The 23220-nt window shown below is 33.7% G+C and carries 16 protein-coding genes; 8 read left to right on the forward strand and 8 right to left on the reverse strand.

What is annotated here, in order from left to right; translation table 11 throughout:
• Together BHE19_RS01780 and BHE19_RS01785 are read left to right on the forward strand one after the other, a co-directional pair.
• A partial coding sequence (locus tag BHE19_RS01780) for a T9SS type B sorting domain-containing protein (RefSeq protein ID WP_124020455.1) occupies positions 1–3439 on the forward strand: 3439 nt, incomplete at its 5' end.
• Between the two features lie 52 nt (positions 3440–3491).
• Positions 3492–4388, forward strand: coding sequence for a PorP/SprF family type IX secretion system membrane protein (locus BHE19_RS01785; RefSeq protein WP_070905705.1), 897 nt, complete (start codon positions 3492–3494; stop codon positions 4386–4388).
• A gap of 621 nt (positions 4389–5009) precedes the next feature.
• On the opposite strand, the gene BHE19_RS22550 is transcribed toward BHE19_RS01785, so the two are convergent.
• Positions 5010–5252: a hypothetical protein gene (locus BHE19_RS22550; RefSeq protein WP_123923537.1), complete on the reverse strand. Its 243-nt coding sequence runs from the start codon at positions 5250–5252 to the stop codon at positions 5010–5012.
• 46 nt (positions 5253–5298) lie between these two features.
• On the opposite strand from BHE19_RS22550, the gene BHE19_RS01795 reads away from it, so the two are divergent.
• From BHE19_RS01795 to BHE19_RS01805, 3 genes are all read left to right on the forward strand, one after another.
• Positions 5299–7083, forward strand: a complete 1785-nt coding sequence (locus BHE19_RS01795) for a T9SS type A sorting domain-containing protein (RefSeq protein ID WP_233431346.1) — start codon at positions 5299–5301, stop codon at positions 7081–7083.
• A gap of 52 nt (positions 7084–7135) precedes the next feature.
• Positions 7136–8629, forward strand: a complete 1494-nt coding sequence (locus BHE19_RS01800; RefSeq protein WP_070905708.1) for a hypothetical protein — start codon at positions 7136–7138, stop codon at positions 8627–8629.
• A 445-nt stretch (positions 8630–9074) separates the two neighbouring features.
• Entirely contained in the window at positions 9075–9467 is a 393-nt protein-coding gene (locus tag BHE19_RS01805) for an amidohydrolase family protein (RefSeq protein WP_255664656.1), read from the forward strand.
• 286 nt (positions 9468–9753) lie between these two features.
• On the opposite strand, the gene BHE19_RS01810 is transcribed toward BHE19_RS01805, so the two are convergent.
• From BHE19_RS01810 to BHE19_RS01840, 6 genes are all read right to left on the reverse strand, one after another.
• The gene (locus BHE19_RS01810) at positions 9754–10302 is read right to left on the reverse strand and encodes a superoxide dismutase (protein ID WP_230001321.1); all 549 of its coding nucleotides are present in this window, start codon (positions 10300–10302) and stop codon (positions 9754–9756) included.
• 181 nt (positions 10303–10483) lie between these two features.
• Positions 10484–11659, reverse strand: coding sequence for a chromate transporter (locus BHE19_RS01815; RefSeq protein WP_070905732.1), 1176 nt, complete (start codon positions 11657–11659; stop codon positions 10484–10486).
• Between the two features lie 10 nt (positions 11660–11669).
• The gene (locus BHE19_RS01820; protein ID WP_070905711.1) at positions 11670–12167 is read right to left on the reverse strand and encodes a hypothetical protein; all 498 of its coding nucleotides are present in this window, start codon (positions 12165–12167) and stop codon (positions 11670–11672) included.
• An 85-nt stretch (positions 12168–12252) separates the two neighbouring features.
• Entirely contained in the window at positions 12253–13098 is an 846-nt protein-coding gene (locus BHE19_RS01825; RefSeq protein WP_070905678.1) for a chromate resistance protein ChrB domain-containing protein, read from the reverse strand.
• 1215 nt (positions 13099–14313) lie between these two features.
• Positions 14314–15606: a hypothetical protein gene (locus tag BHE19_RS01835; protein WP_070905713.1), complete on the reverse strand. Its 1293-nt coding sequence runs from the start codon at positions 15604–15606 to the stop codon at positions 14314–14316.
• Between the two features lie 258 nt (positions 15607–15864).
• A complete protein-coding gene (locus BHE19_RS01840; protein ID WP_070905714.1) occupies positions 15865–16227 on the reverse strand; it encodes a hypothetical protein in 363 nt (120 codons plus the stop codon).
• A 523-nt stretch (positions 16228–16750) separates the two neighbouring features.
• Between BHE19_RS01840 and BHE19_RS01845 the strand changes: the two genes are divergently transcribed.
• From BHE19_RS01845 to BHE19_RS01855, 3 genes are all read left to right on the forward strand, one after another.
• Positions 16751–18679 carry an amidohydrolase gene (locus BHE19_RS01845; protein ID WP_070905715.1) on the forward strand — a complete coding sequence of 643 codons (1929 nt, stop codon included), beginning with the start codon at positions 16751–16753 and terminating at the stop codon, positions 18677–18679.
• 86 nt (positions 18680–18765) lie between these two features.
• Positions 18766–20841, forward strand: a complete 2076-nt coding sequence (locus tag BHE19_RS01850) for an FAD-dependent oxidoreductase (RefSeq protein ID WP_083342442.1) — start codon at positions 18766–18768, stop codon at positions 20839–20841.
• 123 nt (positions 20842–20964) lie between these two features.
• Positions 20965–21216, forward strand: a complete 252-nt coding sequence (locus BHE19_RS01855) for a hypothetical protein (RefSeq protein WP_070905716.1) — start codon at positions 20965–20967, stop codon at positions 21214–21216.
• 1043 nt (positions 21217–22259) lie between these two features.
• Here the strand turns inward: BHE19_RS01855 and BHE19_RS01860 are convergent.
• Positions 22260–23207 (reverse strand): MBL fold metallo-hydrolase, encoded by a 948-nt coding sequence (locus BHE19_RS01860; RefSeq protein WP_070905717.1) that lies wholly within the window; start codon positions 23205–23207, stop codon positions 22260–22262.
• Positions 23208–23220 lie beyond the last annotated feature (13 nt).

Below are 23220 nucleotides of genomic sequence, written 5' to 3' on the forward strand. Positions count from 1 at the left end.
TTTTGCTTCTCAGACAGTATCAGGTTGTGAGTCGGCTGACAGATTTGAGGTAACTGCTACAGTAAATATCACCCCAGCGCCTATAGGCAATGCAACCCAAAATTTCTGTGCAGCTTCAACGGTTGGCGATCTAAGTGCCACAGGAAGTACGATCAACTGGTATTCGGCATCAAGTGGAGGAAGTCCTTTGGCTACGAGTACCCCTTTGACAGACGGTACGCATTATTTTGCTTCTCAGACAGTATCAGGCTGTGAGTCGGCTACCAGACTTGAGGTAACTGCTACAGTAAATATTACCCCAGCGCCTATAGGCAATGCAACCCAAAATTTCTGTGCAGCTTCAACGGTTGGCGATCTAAGTGCCACTGGAAGTACGATCAACTGGTATTTGACATCAAGTGGAGGAAGTCCTTTGTCTACGAGCACCCCTTTGACAGACGGTACGCATTATTTTGCTTCTCAGACAGTATCAGGTTGTGAGTCGGCTGACAGATTTGAGGTAATCGTTATGGTAGATGCGCTTACCATTGCAGGTTCCGTAAACGGAGGAAGTACGATTTGTTTGGGAAGTCCAAGTGCAGAACTGACTTTAAGCGGACATACAGGTACCGTAGTCAAATGGCAATCTGCTGTTAATCCATTTTTAAGCTGGAGCGACATTGCTAACACAACAACTAGTTATACTTCAGGAAATTTGATTCAGACCACACAGTTTAGAGCGATAGTTAAAAACGGCAACTGTACGGAAATAAGCTCTAGTAGTACAACCGTAACGGTAGATTTAATACCAAAGCCAGTATTAAATAATTTGATTCAGCCATCTTGTTCAGATGCTAATGGTAGCTTTAATATTTCAAATTATAATGGTTTATACTCCTATGAAGTAATTCCATCAAGTGGTGTAAGTATAGTTGGAAATAAAGTGACTGCTCCTGTTGGTTTTTATACTGTAATAGCAAAATCGGGATTATGCAGTTCATTATCATCAGAAGCTATTGTGTTAAATAATTATGTATGTCCAATATTCGAAAATAGAACCATTGTAGCAAAAGGAGGAACAGTTTTCGCAAACATCACATCAAATGATATTGTAAATGGAATGCCGGCAACATTAGGAGCGACAGGAAATGCGACTGTTGCAGTATCAGGAGTATGGCCAGCAGGAATCACATTGGATCCGGCAACCGGAAAAGTAACTGTGGCCGCAGGAACAGTACCGGGTACTTACAATGTAGTTTACGAATTGTGTGATAAATTGACTCCGCAGGCTTGCGCAACAGTTTCAAATGAAATCAACGTGCTATCAATTGTAGAGCCAATTTCTGAAAATGGGAGCATTGTAGTAAAAGGAGGAACAGTTTTCGCAAACATTACGTCGAATGATATTGTAAATGGAATGCCGGCAACATTAGGAGCGACAGGAAATGCGACTGTTGCAGTATCAGGAGTATGGCCAGCAGGAATCACATTGGATCCGGTAACCGGAAAAGTAACTGTGGCCGCAGGAATAGCACCAGGGATTTATAATGTTGTTTATGAACTGTGTGATAGATTGATTCCACAGACTTGTGCAACAGTTTCAGATGAAATTGTAGTAACGTGTAATTCAACAGTAAATATTGCAGGGATTGTTAAAAATTTAAAGACTAATACTGTATTGGCAAATGTCCCCGTGACTTTGATTCCACAAAATAAAACGACCGGCCCCATTTTATTGCAAATTACAAAAAGCGATGGATCTTATAGTTTTTCAGGAATAATTCCTGGAGATTATTTGGTACAGGTTCAGGATGCAAATATAAATACTGTATATCAATTGTATCCTGTAAACGGAAGTTTACGTTTTACAACCATACAAAATTGTGAATTCCAAAAATTTGATTTTGAATATGATCTCTCTGCATTACCTGTATTAGGGGACTATGTATGGTATGATCTGAATGGTAATGGAATTCAGGATGAATGGTATGATGCCAATAATGATGGAATTGTTACCAAAAATATTCCTGATGCAAACGGTTCTGTTGATTATAGTCAATGGGAATGGATTGATTTTAATGGAGATGGTAGTAGCAAAGGACCGCTTAATGCCGGAGAGTTAAATAGGGCAGGGTTTGGAAATTCTAAAAGTCCAAATATTTTGATAACAGGTCCAAACGGATATTCAAAAAGTACGATAATAGGAATTCAAGGATACTGGAGAGACAGACCTGGAGCTTCAAACCCATGGGGAGAGTATAGCATTAAATTGCAAATGGATTCAAATCTAGAGGCACAATCGCAGGCAATTGGCAGTACTGGCTTGGTAAAAATTATTCCGGGCAATACTCTAAAGGAAATTTCTTCTAAAACAAATAGAACCCAAAGTTTTATGGTTTGCGGTGTCACAGCCCAAAGTATCAAAACGGTTACGCTGAGTACAACGGAAAGTGTGCATTTAGATTTAGATTTTGGAATCAGTTGTACCTCTTTTGCAAATCTGGTCGCTGTCGATGATTCAGCAGATCCGGTTGATGGAATATCTGGTACAAAAGGTTTCTTAAATGTTCTTGCAAATGATGCCTTCAATGGATTACCTATAGATCCGCAAGATGTTATATTAACTGTTGTGCCAAACGTCAACTTCGTATCTAATTCAAATGGAACTTTGGATATTTTACCAAACACTCCTGGGGGGACTTATACTTTAACTTATACGATTTGTGAAAAAGCAAACCCTTCCAATTGTAGCGCGGCTTCTGTAACTGTATTTGTAGCAAGGCCAAGTATTGCATTAGTGAAAACAGCTCATTTTAATGACGAAAACGGAAATGGGTATGCAGAGGCAGGAGAAACTGTTACCTATAATTTTATAGTGACTAATACTGGAAATGTAGCTTTGACAAAGGTATCTGTAAGAGATCCGCTAACAGGAATAATCATGACAGGGGGGGCAATAGATTTGGCAGTTGGTCAAGTAGATTCAGCTTCATTTACAGGTGTTTATTCTATTATGCAATCGGATATTAATCTGGGAAGTATATCAAATCAGGCTGAAGTATCAGGAATAAGTACAAACGGAGTTTTAGTGAAAGACAAATCAGATTATGGAAGTGTGGTTGATGATAAACCTACAGTATTGCCAATTTCGGGTTGTGTTATAAAAGTATTCAATGCTATTTCCATGAACTCGGATAAAATGAATGAGCTATTTTATATCCAAGGAATAGAATGTTATCCTGATAATGTTGTTGAAATTTATAATCGTTGGGGAGTTTTGGTCTACCAGGGAAATCATTATGATAATCTTAATGTCGTATTTAGAGGATTTTCAGATGGTCGCGCAACTGTTAAAGATACTGACGGACTACCAGAGGGCACCTACTATTATATTTTAAAATACAAAAATAGTGAGTCAAAGACGCATCAATTGGCAGGATATTTATTTCTTACTAAGTAATTGGAAAAGGGAATAATAGTTTTTTATTAAACCACTCTTAAAAGTAAAATAAATGAGAAAATTAGTTTTAGTTTTAATGTTTTTTTCTGTCATGGGGTTTGCGCAACAAGATGCTCAATTTACACAATACATGTACAATACTATAACGATCAATCCCGCGTATGCAGGATCCCGGGGAGTTTTGAGCATTTTTGGATTATATCGTACGCAGTGGATTGGACTTGACGGAGCTCCTAAAACAAGTAGTTTCTCTGTAAATTCGCCCATAAATAATAGTAATTTAGGGGTAGGTTTTTCTTTTGTTAATGATAAAATTGGACCCACCAACGAAAGTACTTTTTCTGCTGATCTTTCTTATTCCGTACAAACTTCTTCAGATTTCAAACTTTCATTTGGTCTCAAAGCAACTGGAAGTCTATTCAGTTTGGACGTTAATAAACTCAATACTCTCCATCAGGGAGATCCACAATTCCAGAATTTAGACAATATTTTTAAACCCAATATCGGAGCCGGAATCTATTGGCATTCCAGTAAAGCCTATTTAGGTTTATCGGTTCCGAATTTTATTGAAACCAACCGTTACAATGATAATGATATTGCCATATACAAGAGTAGAATTAATTATTATTTTATGGCGGGCTATGTATTCGATTTCGGCTCGGATGTAAAATTCAAACCAGCTGCATTTTTAAAAATGGTCGATGGAGCTCCATTACAGGCAGATGTTTCGGCAAACTTTATGTTTATCGATAAACTCGTCGTTGGCGCAGCCTACAGATGGAGCGCTGCAATAAGCGCTATGGCAGGATTTCAGGTTAGTGACTCACTGTATATTGGCTATGGTTATGATTGGGAAACGACCAATTTGAACAAGTATAACTCTGGCTCGCATGAAATATTTTTACGTTATGAATTATTTAAATATAAGGGTAAAGCGACAACTCCTTAATTTTTCTAGTGTATTAGTTGGAGAATGTTAAAGTAGTAGAGTTGTTTTTAGGTAGATACAGTACATGGATGTGCTAGTTTAAAATGGAGTAAAACTTAAGGTAGATCTTTCATTCAATTATGTTTTTAAGAATTTGGTTTTGAAATTTTCAAAGTTCTAAATAGATCAAAAATGGTTAATTTATATATAATTATTTAAGTGAAGATTATATTGATACTTAATATATCCGAATCTAAAACTTTTAGAATTTAGTTTTACCGAATTCCTTGTTTAAAAAACGTATATACCGTGCTACGATTTTGCAATGATCGGATGTTACAAAGTAAAGCAGGATTATAAATGAATTTGCTGCCTTAATTTATTGTGGCACAATAGAAGATAACTCGAGTTTACTTTTCAGTATGTTAAATGGGAATACTTTTTTATATAAAATGGCGATGGGATATTACTTTGTGACCTTTTGAAGATAATGTTTTCAACAGTAATTCTATAATGTAAATAATTTTACGCAAAATTATTTTTTTTAATTTTTATTTTGTAAGATTTTTTATATCTTCACATAAGCAAATTACCTAATTTATTGTTGTTATACCAAAAATAGAATAATAAAAAAATTACAATTTAATCAATTTCGCAACTCTTAATCCTAAGTAATATGAAAGTTAAATCGTTAAAATTGGTAGTAATTCTTCTTTTTATTTCGCATAATAACATAGCTGCGCCATCGCCCCCAGTACCACAACCGCAATCCATACCTCCACCAGTTGGAGATCCTGTACCAATAGACAATGAAATTTCGATATTATTTCTAAGCGGAATAATACTTGGAGCTTTTTTTTTAATTAAAAAAAGAAAAACATCCAATATACAGTTTTAGTAAATAAACGCTATTAATCTTAAAGTTAAAGTAATGAAGATCATAATTCTATTTATTTTCCTGTTGATTAATTCAAAATGTATCTCACAAATTTATTTCAGTCCAAATACGAACATGTATGTAAAGAATGAAGTGTTATATGTTCAACAGAGTATCAACTTAGCTTTGAATTCTAATCTCTACCTACGTAATAATTCACAATTGTTGCAGGGAACAACAGGGAATTCAACTAATTCGGGATTGGGTACATTGTCAGTTTATCAAAGGGGAACTTCAGATAATTTCGATTATAATTATTGGTGTTCTCCTGTTGGAAACGCCACGAATTCATCCGGAAATGAAAACTTTGGTATTACATTGCTGAGCAGACCTACCACGGAAATTGCTTCAGTAGCATCAACAATTTTACCCGTAAGTAATTCCGATGGAACTTCCAATCCTCTGGCAATAGCATCAAAATGGGTTTATAAACTCATAAATGCCAATAATTATTCGCAATGGATTTTTGTTGGGGGATCTACTATTTTAGCACCTGGTGAAGGTTTTTCAATGAAAGGAACAAGTGGAACTGATTCAACCGATCCTGAGGGAACCGGTGTTACAAATAATTCCGGCGGGTCACAAAGATATGATTTTAGAGGAAAACCAAATGATGGCAATATTACTATTTCCTTAGGGGCTAATAATGCCACTTTAACCGGAAATCCATATCCATCAGCTTTACATTTAAATGCTTTTCTTTTAGATCCTTCTAATGCAAATACAGGTGGTATTGCTTACTTCTGGGAACAAGATAAGACAGTAAACACACACACCTTAGTAAATTACAAAGGGGGCTATGGTGCATATTCTCCAATCAGTTTAGGTTCCAATGGTATATATGTACCGGCCACTTTCAATACTTATAATCCGGATGGCTCAGTAAACAACACGGGACTGTCTTCCGGACTTGTAATACAAAGAAAATATTCTCCAATTGGCCAGGGGTTTGTAATTAATGCGACCGCTAGCGGGACTGCGACGTTTAAAAATGCCCATAGGGCATTTTACAAACAAGGAAGTGGTTTGTCACAGTTTGAAAAACATATTCCTAAAGAAAAGAGCGTCAAAGGAATTGAAGCCACTGAGGGGATTTCATACCTTAAATTAAATGTTATAATCAATAATGAGTTTACCAGACAATTAGCTCTTGTATTTGTCTCTCGCGCAACAGATGGAGTTGATATTGGTATTGATGCGCTAGGTATGGATGAACTTCCTAATGATGTGAACTTTTTAATAGAAAATAATAATTATATCATTCAGGGTTTAAATTTTGATGCTGAAAAAAAAATCCCCATAATCGTAAAAGCAACTACCAATACTACCTTTAAATTCAAGATTCCCGAGGTAATAAATTGGGAAGCTTCGCAAATGATTTACCTCTATGATGCACTGAATAATTCTTTTCATGACATAAAAAATGGAATGTATGAGGTAAATCTTGAAAAGGGCGTTTATACAGATCGTTTTAAAATTACATTCAAAGACAATAAAACACTTAATACCAGTGAAAAAAACTATAATCCGTTTTTCATTAATCAGGATAATATCAATAATAGTTTAAAAGTATCTAATCCCAAAAATCTTTCTTTAAGAACGTTTAAGCTTTATGAAATAACCGGGAAAGTTATTCTGCATAAAGAAAATCTGGGAACAGAACAAAATTATATTTTTTCAACCAATGGATTAAGCAATGGAGTTTATATTGCCCAATTTTTAACTCTGAATAATGAAAGATTCACGGAGAAAATAATCATTTTAAACTCTAAAAATTAAGAGTAATTACTCAAAATAGACAACAGAAAAAAATAACTAATACCAAAAAATTATGATCAACAAACCTGCTCTTAGAAATCATAAAATGTTCTTAGTGTTTCTCTTTCTTCTTTTTGGATTTATAGCTAATGCGCAAGTCGGAATTGGGACAATAACGCCAAATTCCAGTTCAATACTAGATCTTACCTCTACTACACAAGGATTACTTACACCCAGAATGACAACTGCTCAAAGAACTGCGATCACAACTCCGGCTGATGGTCTTATAGTCTATGATACGGATTTAAAAGTTTTTTACTATTATTCAGCAGACAGCACTTCATGGATGCCGTTAAGTAGCGGAGTACAGGGAAGGATCAATTTTAAACGTATAAAATCTACGGATAATTTAGCCACTATTTTAGCTGATGAACTTGCCGCCGGAGGAGGTTCTAAGTATCTTTTGAATTCCAGTACATTATATGAAATTAACGGTAATGTTACTTTTAATTTTCCTATTGACCTAAATAATGCTTATTTACAGGGAGTGGATTCCAATCAAGATGTTATTATCAGATCATCAGGAAATATTTTTGAAGGTGCCAACGGAGGAACTATAAAAGGTCTAACTCTTCTTGCTCCAACTGGAAATGTGTTTAACCTTAATGGAGCGGCAACTCAAAACTTAATATTTCGAGATTGCATAGTGGCTAATTCCAATTCTGTAGGAAGCATATCTGGCTTTGGATTGGTTTTTTTAAGTATTATACAATTCTCAGGAAATACAAATGGAATAACATACAATAATATCACACAATTATTACTTAGTAATTTAGGATGGTTCAGTAATAATTCAGGCACTTATGAAAAACTAACCGGAACCTTTACTCTTGTGGAAAAGCAAGGAGGCTTCAGTCAGGTCAATGGTACTGCTATTGGATTTGATGTATCTTCAAATCCAACAATATTAGGAGATGGTGTCTTAGAATCGGTTGTTTTTACCGGCACCAACACAAGTGGATATGTAAAATCCTATACTGCCGGTACTTATACCGGATATAACTTTACCAATAGCTGGAGCGTACGGTCGGCCGGAATTCCTACCGAAACGGATGCCAGTGCTGTAGCCGATTTCACTATGGATTATCCTGTTGGCTCCGGTGCTTCTACAAGCTTTAATACATCGAATCCAAGTAATATTGTTAAAGTTAATGGGAATTCAACATCCTATAATTTATTTAGATTTTCCTTAGATGCACCAACAAATAATAATAACAGATTGAGATATATGGGAAAAAAGAAACGAATTTTTCAGGTTACAGGCTCTATTTCCTTTCAAGTATCCGCAGTAGGTACCTATATAATCTATATTGCAAAGAATGGAACAGCTTTAACACAGAATAAAATTTATGGAAGAGGAGTAGCAATAAATGACATTATAGTCCTTCCTTTAAATGCTTCGGTTGAATTATTAACAAATGATTATCTTGAAGTTTATGCTCAACGATTCACAGGAGGAATAACTGACGCTATAATTGTTCCTAATATGACATTAACTATTAAATAATTTTTTTAATTTGAATTAGTGTCATATTTTTATAATAATTTTTCATAGGTGAATATGCTTGCAATGTGCATTTTCGGCATTTAAAGTTCATTATTTGACCATTTTTCTTGTGAGTAGTTACTGTTTTTATGTCCTGTAAAGTAGTTTACCTTACGAAATACAAACCATTTTGTATAAGATTTAGGGAAATTGGTTTGCTTTCAAGTGAATTTGTAAGATAATTTTTTTAGATTTTTTATTTTGGAAATGTTTGCAAGTATTAATTATGAGGATTAAATGTTAAAAAGTGTTAATTCGACGAAGGTGTTCTTTGGATTGTAATGATTTAGGAATATAAATTTTGGCAATAGAATTTGAAAGCAAAAAGCCAAACGGTTGAAAATAAATTCAAACTAATATCATAGAAAAAAGTGCATCAAAATTTATCAATTTTTATGAAGCTCATTTGAAAAATCGGGGATTTAAACAATCACAATATATAAGCCCGATGAGAGATGCTGTTGATGCAGGATTAAAACCTACTAATCATACTGATTTTGTCGTTGTGCCGCTTGATCAGATGATGGTTTTATGGTCCGCGGTAAACAGAATTTCCAGAGGAGGAGAAACAGTTGGAGCTGACCAAAGGGTTACTCCGTATGAAGGCCTGCGGGCAATGACTATTAATGTTGCCTCACAGTATGATGAAACACACAGAAAAGGCAGTTTGACAGCCGGTAAACTTGCCGATTTAGTTATTTTAGATAAAAATCCATTAAAAGTAGATGGTATGAAAATAAAAGATATTAAGGTTTTGCAAACGATTAAGAATGGAAAATCAATATATAGAAGAGAATAAAATTTAGAATACATTTTAATGTTTTAAGTCAGATTATAGACCGAAATAGTGTAATTATTTGCAAATCTGGTTTGATATGAAATTTAATTATTACCAGAAAAAAAATGGATAAAAAGTAACTTTATGGTGGATATTTAATTTCAAAAAAAGGTACGCAAATTTATGGTATGCTAGGGTGTAATGTTGTGAACAATTGAATTTTATTCTAAACATAGGAATCTAAAAATTGAGTATTCGATAACGCTTTGTTATTTTAAACAAGAAGAAAATTTGAACTTAAAAAAAATTATAAGATTAATTTTTCAGCATCATTCAGCCTCAATGCTACATTATCCCAGTTTATAATATTGAATAATGCGTCAACAAAATCAGTGCGTTTGTTTTTATATTTAAGATAGTATGCGTGTTCCCATACATCAATTACCAAAATTGGAACCGCACCCCATTGGGTTAGTTTTTCGTGATTTTCACAATGAAGTACTACAAGACTGTCACTGTAGGGTTGGTAGGCGAGTATTCCCCATCCATTTCCGTCTACATTTTTAGATGTTGCAGCGATAAGCACTTTGAGCTTATCAAAGCTTCCAAAACTTTTTTCAATCCTTTTGAGCAGATTGCCTTTGGGTGCATTAGCTTTATTGGTAAGATTGGTCCAAAAGATAGAATGAAGAATATGAGAAGAAAAGTGATACGATAATTTTTTGGTCCAAAAATCTATTGTTTCTAGATTGTTTTCTTCCAATGCCTTTTTTATCATTTGAAGGTCTTTATTAGCTCCTTTTACAGCACCGCCATGGTGAAAGGCATAATGCAGGTGAAGTGTTTCTGCGTCCATATAAGGTTCAAGAAAGTTTTCACTATATGGTAACGTCTGCTGTATATAATTTCCGTTTGCGTCTACTAGTTTATCAATGGAATTACCTGCCAGATTATTTAAAAAAGCATTAGAGGATGGAATGGAAGTACTAAAGCTGCCGCGCCAAAAAGGGTGCTTGATTTTAAAAAGTCTTTTCTGTTCATATTATTACTAATTTAATGATTATTCCTAGAACAGCCGCTGCGACAATAATATAGGGTTCCTGAATTTTCTTTATATAAAGTAGTGCAAAAATTGTGATAATTGCTACTAGAGCCGTTGGAATGTCTATTATACTTCTTTTAGCTATAACCATTACAGATCCGACAAGAGCACCTATCACAGCCGCTGTAATACCTTCGACAAATGCTTTAACGGGTTTGTTTTGTGCTATTTTTTTAAAAGAAGGCGCCATTGCAATGGTAAAGAGATAGCAGGGAAGGAAAGTGGCTAGCGCAGCTACTAATGCGCCTAAAAAGCCATTGACCAAATATCCAATAAAACCAACCGTTATTACGACCGGACCAGGTGTAATCATAGCAACAGCAACCGAATCCAGAAATTGTTGCTCAGTAAGCCATTGATTTTCGATTACAACTCCTGAGTGTAGAAAAGGTACTATCGCCAGACCGCTTCCAAATACAAAAGTTCCTGCTTTAGCAAAGAAAACAGCAATTTTAGTAAGAGTAGAACTTTCATAGCTCGAAAACCCTGTTAGTAAAAAAACTAAAGAAAAAGAGTTTACAGTTTTGCTATTCCACCATTTAGGAGGCGCTTTAATTACCATGTATAAAAGACCGGCTGCAATAAATAAAAGGACTTGTTCCTGTTCTGTAATATAAGTAATAAAAACGGCAAGAATAAAAAAGAGCCAAAGCAGCCACTTAGATTTCATTGATTCCCAGTTCAGCTGCCCAATGGATTTTAAAGTAAGTTTATAAGAACTTAATGCTATAATTCCGATTACAGCTGCTCCAACTCCGTAAAATACTGCCTGAATCCAGGACAGGCCTCCGTAGAGTTTATAAATGATCCCTAATAAAAGGACCATTAAAAAAGAAGGCAGAACAAAGGCAATTCCAATTAATGTCGCACCAAGAAAGCGGTAATGTACAAAACCAATATAAATTCCAAGCTGAGCCGCCAAAGGCCCCGGAGCAAGCTGAGCCAGAGCGAGTCCTTCGCGGTATTCGTCCTCTGATATCCACTTTCGGTTCTCAACCAGATCTTTGTGCATATAGCCCACCAGAGCAACGGGACCGCCAAAACCTGTAGTACCAAGCTTTAAAAAATAAAGTGTTAATTCCCGTAATGTATATTTGGGATTTTCGTTCATGATCTGTAAATTAAAATGCAATTCCAAACTGAAACCCTACTGTAAAAGAAGCGGGATGATTATTACCAAAGTGGATGGGCAGGGGGATTGCGGCAAAGTAGCTGCAATTGGTGCTTTTTATTATTGTTTTATTCAAAACAGGCGTAATGCCATATCTTCCGGAGGAGTCAAAAGCAGCCCTTCCTGCAAAAGTATATCCGTGTCCCAAGGCTACCAGAATTCCGGGATGAAACAATATGTGAGTTACTTTACTGGTACCCTGATCGTCCTTTATATTGGGAACTACCTCAAAAGAAAATCCGATTTTCTCGTTTTTCCAGATATTGATTCCGGTTGGAAATCCTACAGCGTAGTAGTCTCTGAAATTTACTGCAGTTTCATCTTTATTTAAGGTTACCAGAAGATGCAGTATACCAAAATATCCTGTGATTTTAGGATACGTAGTCTGAGAAAAGCAGGGAAGACTAAATAGTAGTAGAATAGAAAGGTACAGGAATCTTAAAAGCATCGATTTTGTTTTTATAAATTATAGAAACAAAATTACAAGCATTAAACTTCCCTAAATAGAATGCGTTTTACGTTTTGTATATGGATTACTTTTTTTGGATTTTTTTTCTGTACGCCGACGGATTCTTTCCGGTTTGAAGTTTAAAAATTCTTGTAAAATGGCTTTGGTCTGAAAATCCGGTTCTATAGGCAATCTCCGTCAAAGTATAGGTAGTATTCTCAATAAGATTTACCGCTTTTTCAATCCTTTGTTTTCTGACATAGTCCCCGAAATTTAAATCTTCAAAATATTTAGAAAATTCTCTCGACAGGTAGGATGGGTTCAAATCGAGTTCACCCGATATTTTTTTAAGGTCGAAAGTAAACTGAGCATCAATCTGGTCCTGAATAAGATTTTTGAGGTCTTTTACCCAGGATGGTGTTTTTCCGGTTGTTTTTTTGTCTTTAAGAAACTTGTTGTAAACTTCGTGTAGCAGGTTCTCAAAGGGACTGTTCTTCAGATGTTTCTGTTTATATAGATGTGAAGCCCACCTGTAAAGTGCGTCATAGAGCACCATTCCGGTTTCAAGGAGTTTATAATCATCGGTAATATTATGCGAAAGTCCGGCAGACACCGCCCAGAGTCCGGCAGATTCTTTTGCAATTTCATGACGATCGGTATCAGCCCCGCGTACAATTCCTGCCATGATGGAAATAGCGGGATCTTCGATTTTATATTTTTTTACAATATAATCGAAGGTGCACTGCTCCTGATAATGTGTGAATTCAACATTTGGAATATCAAAAGGAACGGCATTTAATTCTTTTGCTTTGTCCAGAACCTGATCAAAAGGGACGTAAATAAATTCAGCCTCAGGATCTACAAAATTTCTAATAAGCCATGGGCATGCAATTCGGTCTATTTTTGGCCTTTCTCTGGTGATCCATTTCATAAATCAATTGTTTTTTAGAATACGTACTAAGGTACATTTTTTTATTATTTAAGTATCAGTTAGTGAGAATGTGCAAAGGAATGAAATTAGTTTTTTGATAAAATTTATAAAGAATTAGTTTAAAAAAGCATGTTTAAGTAACTGGAAATTGATTGTGAAATTCCTCTATTATCAAATTGCGAGACCAGAATGTTTTATACGCTTGTTATAAAAGTTTTCTATATAGTCTGAAATAGAGTCTTTCTGCTTTTTCTTTTGTGGCATAGGTGTTATGGTAAACTCATTCGTTTTCCAGTGTTTTGAAAAAACTCTCGGGTACGGTATTGTCAAAGAAGTTTCCCTTTCAGCTCATGCTGCAGGTTATCTGTTCGATACCTTCCAATAAAGAAGCAAATCACAGAAATGGATATTGTGTGCCTCTTCTTTTAGGTTATCGCTTAAAGGCCAGCCGATCATTTTTGGGAAAAAAGGTCTATTACCATGGTGGGATACAGACATCCTTCATCGGTTTCTATATAAGCTATGCCCGAAACTCATACTTCATTGAGGTCTATTGCTTTAAAATCGTACCCAAGTATGTTCTGCGCAGTCAGATATCTATGAGCAGAGTTTGTGATTTTTCTGAATCTCATTTTTGCGATGCTATGCAGATGATTTTCCGTTTTGTTTTTAGCTACAAACGCCCAGAATGCTTTAATGTCGATTACCGATAGTTCTTTGGCAATTCTGGGGCTCACATACCTGCACTGGCTCCAATGATAAATCCTGGTAATTAAGCTCCCGGGTCACATCTATAACTTTTCCACAATGGGTGCTTATCGAAGCGGTCAGCATCTTAAACTCTAACGTGGACTTTTATCTGTTTTTTTTCATAGCTATAAAATTTAGAGAGTATTATTTTTTTAATCTTTAGAATTATAGGTCAAAAAAACAGGTAATTTACCTCTTTTTATGTTTTTTTTCAGAAACCACCTTAGTTTTTTGTGGCAAAATTGGAGGCAACGCCAAAATTATAGGGTAACTTCAATTTAATTTTTATATCTAATCGCTAATTTTTGAACCAGATTTCTTTAATTCTTCAGAATTCGTATTGGAGCAAAAAAATAAAGTCCTGAAATTTTCAGGACTTTATTTTTTACAAAGTTTAAAACGATAATCTTTCAAGTATTTTAAGATTAGCTTTTTGATTTAATTTGTTTTTGTAGTAAACTGAAATTATCTATTTCCGTTTTGTGCTGTAATTTTTCCTAGTTGTAATCTGAAATCCGGTCTTTTAATGTTGAATATGTCCACAAAAGTTTCCTTATTATCACTTTTCGAATAGACATTAGAAAATAAGCTATTACCATACCAATGTTCTAGGTCTTCTTTATTTCTGTTTCCTTCTGTTAAGATGTTTCCGGTACACAGGTTAAAAAACATTTCTTCAAATTTAATTCTTTTCAGATTAGCAGAATTAATTTCCGTTTTACTGTCTAATAAAACTGCTGGATTAAACCCCGAAATTACACTGCGTTTCATTTCGAGAGAAGCACCTTCTGCTACATAAAGTGCTTCTTTAACTAAACCTGACTGTATATCGGTATTGATATTCTCACTGTCATTTAACAATGTTATATTAGTTGCCGAAACAAAAGTTTGTTTTTTGGTAAAATCTGTTTCATTTTTGTTTTCATATAATTTTACTTCCATAGAACGAGAGCCATCTTTGTTACTTGACAAGTAGGAAGATCTTACAGCCAGCGAATTATACAAGCGACATTGAACACCCTGTGTAAATTTATAATCATCATTAATTGATTTGTATGAAACAAACTTGACAGCATTTACATCACCACCATAGAAAGCAAATGAGTTGCCACCGCAATAGCTTACCATTATATTTTCTAAAATGGTCTTGCTGCCAACACCCGCAATTGTGAGTCCGTTGAAAGTAGCAACATTCTTCAGGTTTTTGCCCGCAAATTCGATTCTAACATATCTTAAAATTCCCGAATTTGAAAAAGTATTATCTCCGCCGTAAGTTGTTAAAGAAGGGTCAAGATCTAAATTATAAGAACCAATATTTCCAAATTTATTGGTTGGAGCATCGCCTAGAATTACTATGCCTCCCCAGTCTCCTGCTTTTTTAAGACCGCGGTTCGAAGTAAATACAATTGGGTCAGTTTCTAAACCATCAGCAATAAGTTGTGCACCTTTCGTAATTACAAGCGTTCCTTTCGTCTGGAAATCACCAATAATTAAAGTTCCGGGTTCAATGGTTAAAACAGCATTGTTGGTTATATAAACGTTTCCTTGTAAAACATATATATTCCTTTTGAGTAACTTAGTATTAACAGAAATATTTCCAGTTAAAATTTGGTTAGGTTCTCCATACTCAACTTTATGAGGCTTAAATTCTGACCAATTGGACAACCAGTTTGTATAACCAATTATTCCTTTTTCCTGTTGGGCATTAATACTTGCTACTGTGAAAAGAACGCAGATTATTTCAATAATTTTTTTCATGTCAAGTTGTATTTTATTAGTTTTTATCCTTGTGTTTTTTGAAACTATTAATATTTTATTTGATATGTTTAGTTTTTTCTATTAATACAGAGGCACGCTTTAAGTCTTTAGAAGAGCTTTAAATACTTTTAATAATAGAATGCTAAAACTATAAGATTTGTTTTCTAAAGCGATGTACACTAAGAAACAATATAGCTTGTAAAAAGAACATCAAAAAGAATAGCAGAAATTCTAAATTTAAATTAGTCAGGACAGTCTCTAAAAAAAATGGTAGAGGTGTAGATAAGTATGTCGTTGAATTTGATAAACAGATACAACACCATAGGATAGGCGATTTTTAGAAAACTTAAAACGTATTAACTTGGTTAGATAAGGCGTATTTAAAGTACTGTTTTCTGAAGCTGTAGCACGATACTTAATCTTCTTTTTAATTTTTAAATGAACATCTGCATCTTTTAAGTACTTTAAAGTTAATGTTGAGACAAGCTGAATTTTAGCAGAGATAAAGTTATTCTCGGATTTAAATTTCTCGCCACCGAACACATATTTATTAAATTCTTCTCTACTAACAAAAGAAAGAAGGAATAGTAAAATAACACTTAAAAATTTAAACTGTTTCATGCGGAGTATTTGAGAATAGAAAATTATCTGAACGGATAAAATTTATACCAAAATATTACAAATATAACAATTTTAAAGAATTAATCATTTTAAATAATTGAAAAGATTAAGAAAAATTAGGTGATACAATAGATGTTGGGAGTAATTTCTATCTAAAATTAACAGATAATGATAAGTTTATAGTGATATCATATAAAAAGTAAAGCAACAATCTTTTTTATAGCTTTCTCATTCACGCTAGAAAAAACATCATTCATGACATTAAATTTTTCGTTCATGACATTTTTGTTATTATTTATAGAATCAAACAGTAGTTTTATTTTGGAAACAAAATTTTACGATAGTTTTTAGGTAATTTTTTTAAATATAATTTAAAATAGGTTTGATTGAATGATTAATCAAATTGGATTTAGAAAGATCATAAAGAAGTAGAGTAAAAAATCTTTTTTATTTTTAAAATCTGGTTATACGCAGTAGTTTACATAATGTAAGATACAAATAATTCGTATATAAAAACAAAATTATGAAACATAAACATACAGAAGGATTACAGTGTTCGTGTTGTAGTCCATTATGGAAAATGCTATTACCCAATACAAATGGGATGGCTATTATGACTGATAAAAACAATGAATTAGAAAAACATCCATCTTGTAAAAATCTTATTTTTCGTACTGGAGTAAAAGAAGATAGTACAGGTAGTAAGCAAGTTGGATACATTCAAACCCTAGAAGGAGGAAAAGATGTAATGGTAGAAGCCATTGCCATATCTGAAGGTAAAATTGTTGCAACAGGGTCTTACAAAACTGTTGTCGCACAAATGCCACCAGGAACTTCGGAAAGAATTATTGATGGCGGAAAAATTTTATTACCTGGATTTATTGAACCACATCTTCACATTATATCCTCCGCGGTTTTTAAAAAAGCTACGGATGTTAGTCCTTTTAGCGGGCAAGATTTAAGATCCAGCATAGCTGAAACAGAAGAAGGTAAGTACAGTCGAAGGTGGGTATTAGAAGAGCTAAAAAAGAAAGTAACAAACGACAAGAATGTATGGATTATTGGTAGAAATGTTGATCCTGCTTTATTTGAGGGCTCAGATAAAGAGTTTAATGCAAAAATTTTAGATCTAGTATCAACTATACAACCTGTTTTTATCTTGAATTCTTCTATGCATTTGGCATACATTAATACTGTTGCAGTAACATTATTGAAGAGTCAAATACCTAAAATAAGCACTAATGGTGTTTTAAAAGAAGTTGAAGGAATTGAGCCTGTTTTAGCAGTTGTGGCCAAAAGTTTACATATAGATCCCATTCTTGCTTTAGAAAAATTAGCAGAGGAAGTTAAAGAAATCTTTAAAGAAGCCAGTAGAAGAGGAGTTACTTATATGTTTGATTGTGGAATAGAGCCTTATGATAACAGCCCTAACAGAGAAGTATTAAATCTTAATCAGCCCCTTTTTTTAGATTTTTTAGCCCATCAAAAAAGTTGTCCCGTTCGTATAGGTGGTGCTTTAGTAGCACTGTCATTAGAGAAATTCAATACTGTTATTGAGGGGAAATACAAACCTAATAAAGGTAACAATAAGTTCAACTTGGCATATATTAAACTCATTGGTGATGGTTCTAACCAAGGACTTACAGGTTATCAGTATACGCCTTATGCTTGCGATGCAAATTATAAACCTTATGATATGGTTTGCTGTCACAGCCAAAACAATACTGGAGTGTTTAATTTTGGTTATCCACTAGAGTTTAATGCTTTGGTTAGTAAAGCGAAAGTAAATAACTGGCCAGTGATGATTCATGCCAACGGGGATCATGCTATAGATCGAACAATCAATGCGTTTAAATTTGCAGGAATAAATAAAAGCACTATAAATATTAGAAGAGACCGAATAGAACATGCTTCTTTATTGACAGATAAAAATTTGAAGGACATGCAAGAATTAGGGCTTTCTCCAAGTTTTTTAATAGGACACGTAGGTTATTGGGGGTGGGTTTTTCAACAAACCATTTTTGGAAAAGAAAAAGTAAATCTTCTTGATAGATGCCAAACCGCTTTAGAGAATGGCATGCGAATAACTCTTCATAGCGATAATAGTGTTACTCCATTGGGACCATTGCGTATGATGGAACAGTCAATTGCAAGAGTGATGGAAGGTACTCCTAAAAAAACAGATTATCAGGTACTTAACGAAGTGGAGTGTATTACAAGATTTCAGGCATTAAAAGCTATGACTTACGATGCTGCTTGGCAATGTCATGCAGATCAATGGGTAGGCTCATTAGAAGTAGGGAAATGTGCCGACTTTGTAATCTTATCAGAATCACCTTTAACTTACTTCAATAAAGAAGGGTTGAATTCTGTTGCAGGGATGCGAAATATACTTGTGTTAGAAACATGGAAAGATGGGGAAAAGGTGATGGACATACAAGGAGATTTATAATCTTTTTGACAGTTAACGTTGCTGTACCAAATATGGAAAAATATAAGCTATTTAAAATTATAAGACACTAGGCAAATCCAAATACTATGGAGGAACATTTATCCAATCAAATCAGTCAAGACAGCCAAACAGATCTTAATGTCTTAACTGCTCAACTTAAAATTTACAATAACACAAATCAAGTCTTAACTAAAACAAAAGATTTAGAGAAGAATAAGTATTACTTAGATTTTCCTGAAAAAATTGATGCCCATAGTGAGGTAAAATTATGTCTTAAAAATGAAGTAAAATATAAGAAAATAGATATCTCTGTTTATTATCAAAATGAATACGGTACTGTTGAACTTAAAATATACAAGACCTCTAATCTATTTGAATCTAGAGTTAGTGTTATTGTAAAAAATGATTTGATAGGTGATGTTATACTTCTAAAGAATACAAAATTCGAATTAGATACAAAAGTGCTTATAGCCGAGAGTCTTGTATCAGTTAATATGAGAAATGTGTATCATTTTCTGAATGAACTGAAAGAACATATTAACAGAGATCAAATAGAAATGGGGGGAGGCAATTTGTTTGATATGATTAGTTACGCAAAAGCATGTCAAATTTTTAATACAAGGTTACAGCTTAGGCCTTTTGCCATTATTTATTGTATTTCAACCGAAGAAGTTCAGCGGGTTTACAAGGGAGCGATGAGTAATAATTTAGCAATCCGAGTAAGGTCAGGAGGACATGATCATGAAGGTGAATGCTCGGGAACCGATACTATTTTGATTGATTTATCAAGAATGAATATGGTAGAAGTTGATAAGAAGAGTGGAGTTGCGACTATTGGACCTGGTAATCGATTTGAAAGATTGACCACTTTATTGGCAGAGCAGCAAGTAATGATTCCGCATGGAACTTGTGCAACTGTTGGAATTGCAGGTTTTACATTTGGGGGTGGATGGGGGCCTTGGACACGCTCAAAAGGAATGTGTTGTGAGCGATTGGTAGGCGCAACAATCGTACTTGGCGACGGGAGTATTAAAGAATTGTCAGAAGATGGTGATCTCCAAGCCAGAGAATTATTATGGGCATTAAAAGGTGGAGGTGGTTTTAGTTATGGTATAGTGACTGAGCTAAAATTACAAACTTTTGAACTGCCAAGCGAGCTTATTAGATTCGAGATAGAATGGAATAAATATGAAACTGACTTTGACACAGAACGATTAAAAATAGTGCGCAAAAATAGGGTGCCAACGATACAATTCCTAAAAGAATGGGAAGATGTAATCAATGCAAATAGGAATTTAGAAAGTAATGCAAATTATTTGAATTTGAATAAAAAGTTAATCGGTACTAATTTGAAAATTTCAGCTATACCAGCTATTGAAAATTTTGATGCAAACACAGTGGTCCATAATTGCGTGATGTATGGTTATTGGGAAGGAAGTGCGAGCGATCTCTCCAAGTTTATTGAAAAGAGTTTCAAGAATCCACAAACCTACGATTTTATAATTACTGATATCGCAGGAAAGCAGGCAGGCAAAGCCTATGGAGCGAACATGATGAGTAACTGGGATAGAGAATCTTTTCATACTATAAAACAATTATTAAAAGGGGAAGTTCAAGGTAAATTATCAAAAAGCCGTCCTATATCTCCGGATTTAGAAAACCCCGCACCTCACAAAATCACTTCCTGCCTAGTAGATACTCAAGGTCTAGGGCCGAAGGGGCATGAAGCCTTGTTACGTAGCTTGACTTCTCCATTGATATTAGATGGAAATAGAGAGATGGGACTGTTTACTTACATCACTTTAGGTGCTATTTCGGGCATATTTTATCAAGATGAAACAAAAGAATTGGAAAGCGCATTTCCTTACAAAAACAAGCAATACACGATTCAATATCAAACCTGGTGGAACGAATCTTTGGAAAGAAAAGAAGAAGGGAAAAATAATTTTGTTTATGACAGAATCAATCAAGCATTAGATTGGATGCAAGTTTGTCGAGATTTTAATATTCCAAATACATCTGGTGCTTTCATTAGTTTTAAAGACAGTTCCATTCCTACAGAAGTTTATTTTGATACCAGTTATGAAAGATTAAAAGAGATTAAAAAGAAATATTCTAGAGATAGCCTCAATCATTTTAGAACCAGAAAAACAATTATTTAATAGTGAAAAGAGTCAGTATAGCTGTTTAAGACTTTGAGTAGAGTTAGAAAAGAAATATCTATTTCTTGATATTTGTCAATAATAATTCATAAGAAGAAATTCAAATTTGCATAAAAAATAAAAATGCTAAAAATCAAACTTTACCTAATTTTAATCATCTCCATTATAGTTGCTATTCCTATTATTAATTCTTGTTGTAGCACTTTAACAATCCCTAAAATACCTTTGGAAAGAACATTAAATTCTCAAACCGTTAATAAGAATATACAATTTTCTATTATTGAAACCGGAACTGTCATTACGCAAAAAGCATTTGCGTTTAAAGGAGGAAGTCTTTTTAAAAATCATAAAATAGTACATATGCGGTTTGGGTAAAACATACAAAAGGAAGTTTTCTATTTGACACAGGGCTTGGAGAATCGTAACTTAATTGAACTGCTTTCTCTTTGAAAATGCAGTCGTAATTTTTAAGATTTTCTTTCATGCTTTAAAGTTAAGATTTTGTCCTTAATTAGGACTCCACGCTAAGTTAGCACATCCAGTTGTTAGTTGTATGTTTGTAATGAATTTTAGAGAAGGGAGAGGTGAGTATTAACTGTTGTAGGAATTACTAAAACCCTCTGAATACTATAATAATTTTTGGCTTTTTCTTTTCTTGAAATTTAAAAATTGTTAAAAAATCCCATACTAGGCAGTATAGGACTTTTCGATTAAATTCAAATCTTCCAAATTTAAATTTGTTTAGGGGCAAAACTACAGTAAATATAGTGAAATTAATTTATGGTTTTAAAAAAAGTATTGTAATTGTATCAAGATCGATGAAGTTACTGCTTTATTTAATACATAAGTAACTTAATATTTTATTCAATCAATAAATAATAGTGTGTGCTATGTTTGGGGAAAGATTGATTTTAAAACAGTTGACAGCAACAGTAATTTTCAATTCAGACTTGATCAATCAAAATTATAGTTATTATTAGTTATAATAGGTGTTATTTTTTTAGTAATATTTGAACTTAAGTCTGTTAACTTTTGATCTTCCACAAAAAAAAACATTTTCCTAATTTTTAGACACCTTTTTGAGTTCATTTATACTGCTCACTTTGTCCAGAATATCCGCACTATGAACATAATTACTTGGTTCTTTTGAATCTTTATATGTGGTTGCAAAACAACTTTTGGTGCAATACTGTAAATACTATCTCTATTACCAGTTACAAAATACCATTTATTAGATATTCTGTCACTTTAGTATAAGCTTTAAGTCTTTCGACAGTATCGTGTTCTGAGTCTATAGTGTGTGATAGGAATAGTATGTTTGAATTGTTTTTGTAAATTCTATAAACACTTGTTAGCGGTTCGTTCTTTTTTATGTTTGATTTCATCATCAAATACATTATTGGATTCTAACTCAATCATTAGTATTGAAATTCAGGAAAATGTTTTAATGTTTTTTGGATTTCAAAGTCGTGTGCAGGTATAACTACTAAATTTGTATCTAATTTCATTAAGGTATGTATCTTTATAATGGTTGTATCTAGTTTATTTTTATCGTAGTCAACTAATTTACTTGGTATTCTATTTTTGGATGATGGTCTTTTAAAACCTTCAATAGCCCAAGTGACATCACCTGTAAAAAAGTATCTTTTTTGCCCATTGATAAACATTCCTATTGAACCAAGCGTATGTCCAGGCAGTTTTACAAAAATCACACTTCCGTCGCCAAAAAAATCGCAAGATTCTTCAAAAAATTCGTATTTATTTTTTTCAAAATTAAGAAATTTCCATTTTGTAGATTTGTTGTTATATTGAGATTTTATAAATGCTGGCGAAAAGGCTTTGTTTGATTGTGCAAATTTTAGCTCTTCTTCAGTAGTATAAATATCCGAATTTGGAAAGTCATTAATCCCACTTGCGTGATCCCAATGCAAATGGGATAAAATAATAGTTCTTATTGAATTATTATTTAACCCATTTAATAATAATTGTTCTTTGACACTTTGTCCCTTTTTATACTTAAACATTAGTTTATGAAAGAACGACATTCCCTTATCAAATTGAATATTAATACTATCTCCAAGTCCTGTGTCAAATAAAAAATCGCCATTAGGGTGTTTGACCCAAACAGAAATATGTGCAATTTTAAGGTTTTCAAACAAGCTACCACCTTTAAACGCAAACGCCTTTTGTGTTTTTGCTGTTCCTGTTTCAATGATTGAAAACTGTACTTTATTATTTGTCCTTGTATTAAAAGCCCTATTTGTTTCTATTTTAGAAACCTCTAAAATACTATTACAAGAGTTTATGGATAGAATTGATACAAAGACTGAAGCCATTACGATGAGAGAAAGTGTATTTTTTTTCATTTTGCTTTTTTTT

This window comes from Flavobacterium tructae, from assembly GCF_001853485.1.
GTDB lineage: Bacteria > Bacteroidota > Bacteroidia > Flavobacteriales > Flavobacteriaceae > Flavobacterium > Flavobacterium tructae.